The 12,154-nt window shown below is 63.0% G+C and carries 10 protein-coding genes; 3 read left to right on the top strand and 7 right to left on the bottom strand.

All coding sequences use genetic code 11. The annotated features are described in order from the left end of the window. Positions 1–38 precede the first annotated feature (38 nt). From ACO07C_RS10115 to ACO07C_RS10105, 3 genes are read right to left on the bottom strand one after another with little or no spacing between them, the layout of a single operon-like run. Positions 39–1,190 (bottom strand): efflux RND transporter periplasmic adaptor subunit, encoded by a 1,152-nt coding sequence (locus ACO07C_RS10115; protein WP_421914033.1) that lies wholly within the window; start codon positions 1,188–1,190, stop codon positions 39–41. Positions 1,191–1,205: 15 nt separating this feature from the next. Then, complete coding sequence (locus tag ACO07C_RS10110) at positions 1,206–4,391, bottom strand: efflux RND transporter permease subunit (RefSeq protein ID WP_421914032.1); 3,186 nt, start codon at positions 4,389–4,391, stop codon at positions 1,206–1,208. Then, on the bottom strand, positions 4,376–4,786 hold the full coding sequence (locus ACO07C_RS10105) for a hypothetical protein (protein WP_421914031.1): 411 nt from the start codon (positions 4,784–4,786) through the stop codon (positions 4,376–4,378). The genes ACO07C_RS10110 and ACO07C_RS10105 overlap by 16 nt, the downstream gene beginning before the upstream one ends. A 97-nt stretch (positions 4,787–4,883) precedes the next feature. Here ACO07C_RS10105 and ACO07C_RS10100 point away from each other — a divergent pair, with 97 nt between their 5' ends. Then, positions 4,884–5,474 carry a TetR/AcrR family transcriptional regulator gene (locus ACO07C_RS10100; RefSeq protein ID WP_421914030.1) on the top strand — a complete coding sequence of 197 codons (591 nt, stop codon included), beginning with the start codon at positions 4,884–4,886 and terminating at the stop codon, positions 5,472–5,474. Between the two features lie 355 nt (positions 5,475–5,829). On the opposite strand, the gene ACO07C_RS10095 is transcribed toward ACO07C_RS10100, so the two are convergent. From ACO07C_RS10095 to ACO07C_RS10080, 4 genes are all read right to left on the bottom strand, one after another. After that, complete coding sequence (locus ACO07C_RS10095; protein ID WP_421914029.1) at positions 5,830–6,852, bottom strand: LacI family DNA-binding transcriptional regulator; 1,023 nt, start codon at positions 6,850–6,852, stop codon at positions 5,830–5,832. 4 nt (positions 6,853–6,856) lie between these two features. Beyond that, positions 6,857–7,651, bottom strand: a complete 795-nt coding sequence (locus ACO07C_RS10090; protein WP_421914028.1) for an ATP-binding cassette domain-containing protein — start codon at positions 7,649–7,651, stop codon at positions 6,857–6,859. Positions 7,652–7,654: 3 nt separating this feature from the next. After that, the gene (locus tag ACO07C_RS10085) at positions 7,655–8,641 is read right to left on the bottom strand and encodes an ABC transporter permease (RefSeq protein ID WP_421914027.1); all 987 of its coding nucleotides are present in this window, start codon (positions 8,639–8,641) and stop codon (positions 7,655–7,657) included. 116 nt (positions 8,642–8,757) lie between these two features. Then, positions 8,758–9,690, bottom strand: coding sequence for a substrate-binding domain-containing protein (locus ACO07C_RS10080; protein WP_421914026.1), 933 nt, complete (start codon positions 9,688–9,690; stop codon positions 8,758–8,760). Positions 9,691–9,966: 276 nt separating this feature from the next. On the opposite strand from ACO07C_RS10080, the gene ACO07C_RS10075 reads away from it, so the two are divergent. After that, positions 9,967–11,049, top strand: a complete 1,083-nt coding sequence (locus ACO07C_RS10075) for a Gfo/Idh/MocA family protein (RefSeq protein ID WP_421914025.1) — start codon at positions 9,967–9,969, stop codon at positions 11,047–11,049. Beyond that, positions 11,046–12,152 (top strand): Gfo/Idh/MocA family protein, encoded by a 1,107-nt coding sequence (locus ACO07C_RS10070; RefSeq protein ID WP_421914024.1) that lies wholly within the window; start codon positions 11,046–11,048, stop codon positions 12,150–12,152. Before ACO07C_RS10075 ends, ACO07C_RS10070 begins: the two co-directional genes overlap by 4 nt. Positions 12,153–12,154 lie beyond the last annotated feature (2 nt).

Genomic DNA, 12,154 nt, shown 5'->3' with positions numbered 1-12,154 from the left:
CAGGGGCGCCGCCTCTCAAGCCAGCCCTGCGGCGGAGGTCAGGAGGCCGGCTTTTGGGGGAGTGGCGAGACCGGCATTCCGGGCCCGATCTTCTGCAGATTGCCTGTGATCACCTGGTCGCCTTCGGATACGCCGCTCAGGATGGCCACTTGATCGCCATTGGTCGGCCCGAGCGAAACGATGCGCTGGTCGACCGTGTTGCCCTTGCCAAGGACATAAAGATATTTGCCGAGCTGACTGGAGCCCAGCGCCGTCTGCGGCACCATCAAAGCATCAGGCTGCTGACGGATATGCAGGCGCACGCGCACATATTGTCCAGGCAGCAGCGTGAACTTCGCATTGCCGATCGTCGCCCGCGCCGTGATCGTGCCGGTCGAGTGGTCGACCGTATTGTCGATGAAGGTGAGCTGACCCTTCTGGGTCGGTTCCGTGTCACCGGGAAGAAGGACATCGACATCGACGGGCCCAGCCGCCTTGGCTTGTTCTATCTGCGCCAGATCCGTCTCGCTCGGATTGAAGGTGACGTAGATGGGATCAAGTTGCACCAGCGTATTGAGGACGGTGCCGGCGACACTGACCAGCGTTCCCACCGAGGCCTGGTTGCGGCCGATGCGCCCGGTGAAGGGCGCACGGATTTCGGCATAGCTCAAATTGAGCTCCGCGGTCTGCACGGCGGCCTGGTTGACCGCCAGCGACGCCTCGGCCTCGCGCAAGGTGCTGGTGCGTTGGTCGAACACATCCTTGGCGATGTACCCGCTCTTGGCCAGTTCGGTGCCGCGGCCAAGATTGGAGCGGGCATAGTCAAGCGTCGCCGTGTCGCGCTGGACCTGTGCCTTCGCCTGGTCGAGGGCGGCCTGATAGTCCTGCGGAGCGATCCTGTAGAGAAGGTCGCCCTGGCGGACATCGCTGCCGTCGTCGGCACTCTGCTCCTGCAGGTAGCCCGGCACACGCGCCTGCAGCGTGATGCTGCGGATCGGCTCGGTGCGCGCGGCATAGTCGAGATAGATCGGGATCGTCTTCTTGACGACATTCACCACCGGCACCGGCATGACGAAGGCCGCCGGAGCGGGTGCGGCACCTGCCGTGCCGGCATTGAGGCTTAGACTGCCCATGTCGAGCAGGTGGACGCTGGCCACCGAGATCGCACCCAGCGCGACAGCCGTTCCCAACGCGATTTTCCATTTACGCATGATTAGTCTCCAATCTTATTCAGCCGCTTCCGCCAGGGGAGGGAAGGCGGGTTCGGCAGTTGGTTCGGGGTGCCGCGAGGCGGGCTCTTCGCCGCCGCGGCGTTCACGCAGCTGTTCGATCACCGCGTAGAAGACGGGCACGAACACCAGCGACAGGATCGTCGCGGCGACCATGCCGCCAAACACCGTCGTGCCGATCGATTGCCGGCTTGCGGCACCGGCGCCGGTCGCGAACATCAGCGGCAGCACGCCGAGGATGAAGGCAAAGGCGGTCATCAGGATTGGCCGCAGCCGCAGTCGTGCCGCTTCCATCGCCGCATCGATGATGCTGAGGCCTTCCTCGCGTCGCCTTCTTGCGAACTCGACGATCAGGATGGCGTTCTTCGCCGCCAGGCCAATCAGCATGACAAAGCCGATCTGCGAATAGACGTCGATCTGCATGCCGCGCAGCCACAGCACCGCGAACGCGCCGAACAGGGCGAGCGGCACCGCCAGCAGCACCATGAACGGCATCGCCCAGCTTTCATACTGCGCCGCCAGGATCAGGAAGACGAAGACGATTGCGAGGCCGAAGACGACGGACGCGATCGATCCCGCCTTGAGCTCCTGATAGGTGATGCCGGTCCATTCGAAACCGAAATCCCTGGGCAGTGCCGTGGCCGCGGCCCGTTCCATGGCGGCAACCGCCTGGCCCGAGGAGAAGCCGGGTGCGGCGCCGCCATTGATCGTGGCCGAGGCGTTGTTGTTGTAGTGCGGCACGGTTTCCGGCCCGACGAAAGGCACGAGCTTGCCCAGTGTGCTGAGCGGCACCATGCCGCCCGAGGCGTTGCGTACGTAGAGCCGCGAAATGTCGGTAGCGCCCGCGCGTGCATCCTTGTCGGCCTGGATGGTCACCCGGAAGGTGCGGCCGAACAGGTTGAAGTCGTTCACATAGAGCGAGCCGAGATAGATCTGCAGCGTGTTGAATACGTCCGGCAGGTTCAGGCCGAGCAGTTTGGCCTTGCTGCGGTCAAGGTCGTAGTTGAACTGCGGCGTCGAGGTCGAAAATGGCGAGAACAGCTGCTGCGGATTGATCTCGGGTTGCTTGCGCGCCTCGGCGATCACGGCTTGCGTCGCGTCGTTGAGGGCTGAACTGCCCCGCCCCGTGAGATCCTCGACCACGAATTCGAAGCCGCCCGTGGTGCCGATACCCGGGATCGACGGCGGATCGAAGCTCAGCGCGAAGGCTTCCGGAATCTGCATCAGCTTGCCGCGGACGTCGGCGACGAGTTTCGATGCGCTCTGGTCGGGGCCGCGTTGTTCCCATGGCTTCAGGATGGCGAACTCGACCGCCGAGTTCGACTGCGCCGCGCTGGTCAGGAAGTTCAGGCCGCTGATCGAGCCGACAATGTCGACGCCGGGCGTCGCCTGCAGGATGTCGCGCGCCTTCTTCGCAACCGCGTCGGTGCGCTCCAGCGAAGCGCCGTCGGGCAACTGGATGACGACGAAGAAGTAGCCCTGGTCCTCGACCGGAAGGAAGGTCGAAGGCAGGCGCTGCCACACGAAGAAGGTGGCGACGAGACCGGCCGCGAACAGGCCGAGCATGATCCATCGCAAACGGATTAGGATGCGCACGCCATGGGCGTAGGCATGCGACATCCGGTCAAAGCCGGTGTTGAACCAGCGGAACAATACGAACTGCGTTGGCTGGCGGTGCCGCAGGAAGGCGGCGCTCAGCGCCGGGCTCAGCGTGAGCGAGTTGAAGGCGGAGATGCCGACGGAGATAGCGACCGTCAGCGCGAACTGGTTGTAGAGGCGCCCGGAAACACCGGGAATGAAGGCAACCGGTATGAACACCGCCATCAGCACGGCGGTCGTGGCGATGATCGGACCGGTGACCTCGGCCATGGCCGCCTTTGTCGCGGCCAATGGTTTGAGCCCGGCTTCCAATTGTCGCTCGACATTCTCGACCACGACGATGGCATCGTCGACGACGAGGCCGATCGCCAGCACCATGCCGAGCAGGGAGAGCATGTTCAGCGAGAAGCCGAGCATCTCCATGACGACAAGCGTCGCCACCAGCGACACCGGAATGGCGATGGTGGGGATGATCGTCGTGCGCCAGCTCTGCAGGAAGATGAAGACGACTGCGACGACCAGAACCAGGGCTTCGCCCAGCGTGATGAGCACATCATGCATCGACGCGGAGACGAAGCGCGTCGTGTCATAGTGCATCGCGTATGAAACACCCTTGGGGAACCGGCCCGACAGTTCCTGCATCTTGTCCTTGACGCGCTGCTGCAGATCGAGCGCGTTGGAACCTGGCATCTGGTAGACGGCGAGCACCACGGTTGGATCCTTGCCGAAGAAAGCGGATGAAGAATATTGCAGGGCGCCAAGCTCGATGCGGGCTACGTCGCGCAGCCGCACCAGCGAGCCAGATGAGGAGTTGGCGCGCAGGACGATGTCGCCGAATTCCTTGGGATCGCTCAGGCGGCCGACGGCATTGACCTGCATCTCGAAGGCGGTGCCGGCCGGCGCCGGCGACTGGCCGATCTTGCCGGCGGCCACCTGCACGTTCTGTTCGGCGATCGCGTTCTGGACGTCGACGGCGGTGATGCCAAGATTGGCGAGCTTGTCGGGGTCGAGCCAGACGCGCATCGAATAGCGCCGCTCGCCGAAGATCTGCACGTCGCCGACGCCGGGCAGGCGCTTTAGCGGATCGACGACCTGCAGATAGGCGAGGTTTGATAGCGCGACGGGGTCGACCGAGCCATCGGGCGATGTCAGGTTAACGATCAGGACGAAGTTCGGATTCTGTTTTTTGATCGTCACGCCGCCCTGGTTGACGATCGCGGGAAGCGAGGACGCTGCCTGCGAGACGCGGTTCTGTACGTCGACGGCGGCGGTGCTCAGCGGATAGCCGACATCGAAGGTGATGGTGATCGTCGAGGAGCCGTCATTGGAACTCGTCGACGACATGTAGGTCATGCCCTGGACGCCGTTGATCTGCTGTTCGAGCGGCGTCGTGACGGTGTCGGCCACCACTTGCGCGCTGGCGCCAGGATACTGGGCACTGACCACGACCTGGGGTGGGGTGATGTCCGGAAACTGCGAGACGGGCAGTAGGAAGTAACAAATCGTCCCGGCGAGCACCATGATGATGGCGATCGCCGAGGCGAAGATCGGACGGTGGATGAAGAAGTTTACCACGACACGCATGCCTCGCCGGCTGCCCTGGCCTTCCCGAATGCACTGGCAACCCAGGAGAGGCGTTGGCCCCTACCTTCATCGGCATTGCCTGGCGCACGGAACAGCGAAGCATCACTACTCGCGTCTTGCGCATCGGCAAGCGAACGCAACATCCTTTCGAGGGCGCGCGGGTCGACGCCATCGGCTTTCATGACCAGCCGGATCATTGGATCCCGGACGGCTTCATCTATGGTAAGATCGCGGCGCTGTGGCATCGGCCGGCTCCTTGTGTGTCGATTCGCAGCCCATGCTCGCGAACCGTTTTTCATCTCTTCACCGGCACGAGGCCGCATGATCTGCAATCTTTCGCCCAACTCTGTCTGGCAGGACCAGTTCACGGCCTTGTTATTGACGATGGACGACATAGGTGTTACCAGTAAGTAACATTCGTGACGTTACAGACCGGTAACACCCTAGTCAAGAGGCGTACCGAGGGATTTTTGGAAAGCCAAGGAGGTTTTGATGGAAGACGGCACTGTGGAACGCGCTCGGCCCCGGGACAGGATCCTGGAGACGGCGCAGGACATGTTTCACAAGCATGGCATCAAGGGCGTCGGCATCGACGCGATCACTGAGGCCGCCGGCACCAACAAGATGACGCTCTATCGTCATTTCGAATCCAAGGACGACCTCATCATCCAATGCCTGCGCGCCACGGCCTGCAAGGCTGGTGCGATGTGGGAAAAATTCGAAACCGAGCACCCTGGCGACAAGTTGGCTCAGCTGCATGCCTGGGTTCGTATCGCGGCCGATATGCTCAGGGCGGACGGCCGCGGCTGTGATATGGCCAATGCCGCCGTCGAACTCAGCGAGACCGATCATCCGGCCAGGCGTGTGATCAAGGAACTCAAGGAAGCCCAGCGCGATCGCCTCGTGACGCTGTGCAGGGATGCCGGCATCGGCCAGGCCGAACTGCTTGCCGATACGCTGTCGCTTCTGCTTGAAGGCGCCCGTGTCAGTGTCCAGAGCGTCGGCACGGAAGGCCCCAGCGCGCAGTTTGTCCGCATGGCGGAAGGCCTGATCGCTTCGTTCAGGGGCGCCGCGGCAAGTTAGCTCTCGGCATCAAGGTGCTGTTGGCGTGGCTCGCGGCCGCGCTTTGCCGCAGCCGGCATTCCAACATTTGCGATTTGTGGAATGAAAAAAGCCCGCTGCCGGGAGGAGGTGGCAGCGGGCTCGATTTCGAATGTGGCGCGGGAGGAGGTGCACCCCATTCAGCGCTGGCATCGCATCTGGGAGGAGTAGATGGCCAACACGGTCAAACTACCCATTGCCCAATGATTCGGCAACTACGGATGTTGCATAGCTGCTGTGCATATTTGCCGGATCACCTTTGGGAGCGCCATCGGCCAAAATTGAAAGCGTGTGCCCGTCCGGCTCGAAAATCGATCGTTGGTTGCGAGCCTCGATATCATTGCACCGGGACATTTTCCCTCAAGATCAGGCGTGGCTCAATGAACTTCCGCGTCAGGTACGGGGCCGAGGATGCGATCGATCCCAGCAGACGAATGACCGATTGCTCGGCGATCAGCCGCGCATTCTGGTCGATGACGACGTCGAGCAGGTCGTCGACCAGGTAGCCGCGCGTTTCCCTGGTCAGATCGTGACAGATGAAAATCGGCTTCCTTTGCGGCCTCGCTTCGCGAAGTGCTTTCGCCACGCCTGAGCGTCCCGCGCCGACGCAGTAGATGCCAAGCAGTTCGGGTTCGTTGTGCAGCGCCTTCATTGTCGCCGTGTAGCTGACTTCCGGCTCGTCGTTGATCTCGACGGCGCTGGTCACCGTCAGTTGCGGGAACTCCTCGGTGAGCACGGAGCGGAAACCCATTTCACGCTCCTCGTGGCCGCGATAGGAGCGTGAGCCGACGACCATCGCCAGATGGCCTGGACGACCACCAAGGAAACGTCCCATCAGCAGTGCCGCCGTGCGGCCCGCGACGCGATTGTCGATGCCGACATAGGCCGAGCGGGGCGCGGCCGGCACATCCGATATCATCGTCACCAGGCGGATGCCGGCTTCGACGATCTCGCGTAGGATGTTGCGGGTTCGGGGATGATCGATCGCGATGACGCCGACACCATTGGCTTTGAGCGACAGGTTCTCGACGGCGGCCTGCAGCGCGCTCGGCGAAATGCCCCCAAGATTGTGGATGCGGCAAGAGGCGACAAGTGGCAGGCGTGCCGCATAATCCTCGATATGGCCAGCCAGATCCATCATGAAGGCATTGCTGCCGATGGGCAGGAAGAATTCGAGGTGGGCGGGCCTCGATGGCAGCGTCACCTGATCGGCGACCGGAAGGTAACCGAGCTGCTTGGCCGCTTCCATCACGCGCTGCCGGTTGGCGGCGCTGGCGCCTGGCCGGTTGTTGAGCACACGGTCGACGGTGGCGGTCGAGAGACCGCAGGTCCTTGCTATGTCCGAGACGGTGGCTTTCATGGCGTCAGCCTGATGGCTGAGCGCCGTCGCCGACCGCGTCGTGGATTTCCTTGTCGGACATGCCGGTGATGATCCGTTCCACCTCGGCGACACTGGTCTTCTTCGGATCGATGTCGTCCGCTACCACCTTGCCCCGGCGCATGACGACGATGCGGTCGACCACCTGGAAAACATGGTGGATGTTGTGCGCGATGAAGATACAGGAATGGCCGGAATCGCGGGCATTGCGCACGAAGCTCAGCACCCCTTGCGTCTCGGCGACGCCGAGATTGTTGGTCGGCTCGTCGAGGATGATCAGGTCGCTGTCGAAATGCATGGCGCGCGCGATCGCCACGGCTTGGCGTTCGCCGCCCGAGAGCGAGCCTATCGGCGTCGTCGGCGGTATGTTCTTGGAGATGCCCACCTGCTTGAGCAGGTCGCGGGCGACCATGTTCATCGTCTCCTGGTCCATGCGGTTCAGGAAGCGCGGCGGTTTGATCGGTTCGCGCCCGAGGAACAGATTGCGGGCTATCGACAGTTGCGTAACCAGCGCCGAGTCTTGGTAGATCGTTTCGATGCCATGGGCGATGGCGTCGCTGGTGCTGCGCAAAGTCACTTTCTTGCCGCGAATGAAGATGTCGCCGCTGGTCAGCGGCACCGCACCCGACAAGACCTTGATCAGCGTCGACTTGCCGGCGCCGTTGTCGCCGAGAAGCCCGACGATCTCGCGTTCATTGACATGGAAATTGGCATCCACCAGCGCCTGCACGCGCCCGTAGGACTTGCGGATATTCGTCATGCGGATGAGCGGTTCAGCCATGGTTCAAGTCCCTGCCTGATGCCGGCGTTCCAGCCAAGAGTGAAGCGCCATCATGCCAAGGATGATGGCGCCGATGAAGATATTGTAGGCAAGGCCGGGCACGCCGATCAGCACGATGCCGTTGCGCATCAAGCGCAGGATCAGGATGCCGAGCACCGTGCCGATGATCGTGCCGCGTCCGCCGGTCAGCGCGGTGCCGCCGATCACCACCATGGCGATGACCTCGAGCTCATAACCGGTGCCGCTATTGGGGTTGGCCGCCGAGGTGCGCAGCGAGGAGATGACGCCGGCGAGCGAAGCCATGACCGACGACAGGATAAACAGCCCGATCTTGACGCCGTTAACGTTGACGCCCCGCGCTCGCGCCGCGTTGGGGTTGCCGCCGGCGGCCTGGATCCAGTTGCCTATGCGGCTCTGCGTCAGCACGTAGCCGAGCGCGATGGCCGCGGCGATGAACCAGAACAGCGACATGTAGATGCGGAAGGGCCCGACGTGGAAATCGCCGACCAGCATCGAGGCGAGCCAGGTGCCGTCGGCACTCCAGGTGCGCTGCGGAAAACCGTCGGTCACGAACAAGGCGGTGCCACGAACGACCAGCAGCATGCCGAGCGTCACTAGGAAGGACGGGATCTTCAACTGCGTCACGAACCAGCCATTGACCAGGCCGATGAAGGCGGCGACCAGCAGGGCGACGATGAAGCCGACCTCAAGCGAGGTGAGGCCGCTGTTGAACAATGTCCACATCAGCACCGGCGAGAAACCGAACAGGGAGCCGACCGACAGGTCGAATTCGCCCGACGTCATCAGCAGCGTCATGGCCAGCGCGATCAGGCCGAGCTCGACGGTGAAGGCCAGCGTGTTGGAGATGTTCTGTGGCGATAGGAAATCATGGTTGAACCCCCAGAAAATGGAGATTTCGACGACAAGCAGCACGAAGGGCCCGAATTCAGGCCGCGCGATCAGGCGTTGGACAAGCGAATGATTTTCCACGTGGACCCGCGACATGACTGGGATTGGCCGGGACCTCGAGACGCTAGGCGGCCGGAGGCGGCGAAAGGGCAATGTCCGCCGCGCGCCGACGAGACGCGCGGCGATTGTTTCACGGATTATTTCCCGGACAGGATCTTGTCGTAGATCCCGGCGGTGTCCTTTTCATAGAGCGCGCCGGTGATGACGTTGAAGCCCGGAGGAATGCCTGACGCGGCCATGTTGGCCAGCGACAGCGCCACATAGCTGGTCGCCTGCGGGTCCTGCCACTGGCCGGCGTTGACGTAGCCGTTCAGCACTTCCTGCGTGGTGTCGAGCGAGTTGCCCCAGCCGACGACGGGAATTTCGCCCGGCTTCACGCCGACCTGGTCGAACACCCGCTTGATCGAGCCGGTGACCAGATCGCCCAGACCGATGATCGCCTTGACCTTGCCCTTGTGGGCGGTGAGGTAGTCGACCATGCGGTTGATGACTTCCGCCTGATCGAGCGTCGCCTCGGTGACTTCATAGGTGATGCCGAGCGGGCCGAAGACGCTCTTGATGCCTTCCTCTTCCTGGACGCCATAGGTGGCGCCGGGAATCTCGACCGGCATCCAGACGAAATCGCCCTTCTTCACCAGGCCCTTGTCGACCAGATACTGCGCCCAGTGCTTGCCGAAGGTGACGTTGTCGCCGCCGACATAAGCGTTGAAGTTCGCCTTCGGATCGGGCGTGTTGAAGTTGATGATCGGAATGTTGGCGGCGCGGGCTTCCTTGACGATCTCGACCAGGCTGCCCGGATCAGGGCTGGTGGTGACGATGCCGTCGGCCTTGGCGGAGAGGGCGGCGCGAACCGCTTCCTGCTGCGAGGCCACGTCGCCATTGTGGAACGAGGTATTGACGGTGTTGCCGGTATCCTTCGCCCATTGCTTGGCGCCGGCCAGGAAGTAGGTCCACACCGGATCGGCCGGGCCGCCATGTGAAATCCAGTAGAAGGTCTTGGCTTGTGCCGCCGCCGGAATGGCCAGCGCCACAATCAGACCGATCGCAAGTAATCGTAGCCTCGTCAGCATTTGGTTTCCTCCCATTTTGAAAATGACTACCAAGTCCAACCTCTGTTCCGGCAAAGAAACCGGACCGCGTCTTTTTGCCAGCGCCAGTCAGATACGTCAGAGCATCCCCTTTTGCGGCGGATGGCAAGCCTCCATTTTCAAGTGGTAGACGGGGGCTGGTGAGGCGCCATCAGCATCTCAATCAGATTACATCAGTTTGGATGAGATTTTCCCGGCAGGCGACCCTTCCTCGGCAGGCAAATTTCCATACAGTGCGCCCGGCACAGGGAGGAAGCCATGACTGGAAAACGATGGCGCGTCGTCGGCGTGAACTTTGATCACATGCACATGGGTGACCTGCTGCGTGAAGTTCACGAGCATCCCGACGCCGAGATCGTCGGTATCTGCGATGCGAGCCCCGCGCGCATGAACGGCGCGGTTTCGGCTCTCGACATACCGGCGGACAGGATTTTCACCGACGTGCGGCAATGCCTTTCCGCCGCGCGGCCCGATCTGATCATCCTTTGCCCGGCGACCGCCGACCATGCATCAGCGGTCGAGCAGGTCGCCGGCTTCGGCGCCGACATACTCGTCGAGAAACCCTTTGCCGCCTCGCTCGCCGATGCCGACCGGATGATCGCGGCAACGCGGAAGTCGGGCGTTCGGCTCGCCATCAACTGGCCTTTGGCCTGGTATCCGCCGCACGTCACGACCAAGCGGCTGATCGACGAAGGTGTGATTGGCGAGGTCATCGAAGTCCATTTCTACGATGGCAATCGCGGTCCCCTCTACCACCTGGCGGACAAGGTCGAGGTTTCCGACGAGGAGGTGCGGCGGGGCAAGCCGACGTCATGGTGGTACAAGGCCGCGTCGGGCGGCGGCAGCCTGCTCGACTATATGGGCTACGGCGCCACGCTCGGCACCTGGTTCATGGGCGGCCGCGCGCCGCTGACGGTGACATCGGTGGTCGACCGTCCCGAAGGTCTCGAAGTCGACGAGCATTCCATCACCGTCTGCCGCTACGCCACCGGCCTGTCGAAATTCGAGACGCGTTGGGGCACGTTCACCGATCCGTGGACGTTGCAGCCGCAGCCCAAATGCGGTTTCGTCGTGGTTGGAACCGACGGCACCATTTCCAGCTACGACTATGAGGAGCATATCGGCGTGCAGACCCGGGCGCATCCTCAGGTGCGCAACATTCCCGTGGACGTGCTCAAGGCGCCATTCCGGCGGCCGGTGGAATATGTCCTCTACTGCCGGCAGGAACGCAAGCCGGTTGAAGGGCCACTCAATCCCGACCTGTGCAGGACCGCGCAGCGCATCATCGACACGGCGGTATTGTCGGCTCGCGAGGGACGGACGCTGGAGCTCCTGCCTTGACCCCCGGCAGCGATGCCGATCTCCCCGCGCCGGACTCCTACGCGCTCGTTGCCGCCGACGCCAAGCCTGTTGCCGCTCCGGTTGTCGACTACGCGCCGCCGATGCCAAGGGACAGATCGACGCCGATCGGTTTGATCGGCGCCGGCGGCATCAGCTTTGCCCATCTCGATGCCTACAGGAAATCCGGGCTGAACGTCGTGGCCATCGCGGACCGGCATCTCGACCGCGCGCAAGGCCGGCGCGACCGGTTTTTTCCGGACGCAATCGCCACCGACCTGGTTGAGGACCTGATCGGCAATCCCGGCATCAAGGTTCTGGACATCACCCTGCACCCGGCTGGCCGGGCGCCGCTGATGCGGCGGGCGCTGGAGGCCGGCCAGCACGTACTCTCGCAGAAGCCGTTCGTGCGCGATCTGGCACTGGGCCGCGAACTTGTGGACCTTGCCGAGGCCAAAGGACTCCAGCTTGCCGTCAACCAGAATGGCCGCTGGGCGCCGCATCTGTCCTATATCCGCGAAGCCGTGTCCGCGGGGCTGATCGGGGAGGTCACCGGCGTCCACGTCTCCATCCAGTGGGATCATTCCTGGATCGCTGGCACGCCCTTCGAAAAGATCGACCAGATCGTGCTCGACGACTTCGCCATCCACTGGTTCGATTTTCTGGCCAGCGTCATCGGCGACACCGCGCGGACCGTCTATGCGACGGGCACGCGGGCAGGGGATCAGCAAGTGGCCTCGCAGCTTTTGGCGCAGGCCATGGTTGCCTATCCGGGAGGGCAGGCTTCGCTTGTCTTCGACGGCCACACCCGCTTTGGCGCTCAGGATTCGACCGTCGTTATCGGCACCAGGGGAACGTTGCGCAGCACGGGCCCCGACCTTGGACGGCAAGCGGTCAGTCTTACCACCGCCGAAGGCGTGGCGCGGCCGGACCTCATGGGCCAATGGTTCAATGACGGCTTTGCCGGCGCCATGGGCGCATTGCTCGTCGCCATCGAAACCGGCAAGCCGCCGATCAATGCCGCGCGCGACAACCTCGTCTCATTGCGCCTTGTCGAGGCGGCGATGACCAGCGCGAAAACCGGGGCGCCGGTTACGCTGCGATAGGA

Origin of the sequence: Mesorhizobium sp. (assembly GCF_965229135.1) — a bacterium.
Taxonomy (GTDB): Bacteria; Pseudomonadota; Alphaproteobacteria; order Rhizobiales; family Rhizobiaceae; genus Mesorhizobium.
This window is presented reverse-complemented; position numbering and strand designations above follow the sequence as displayed.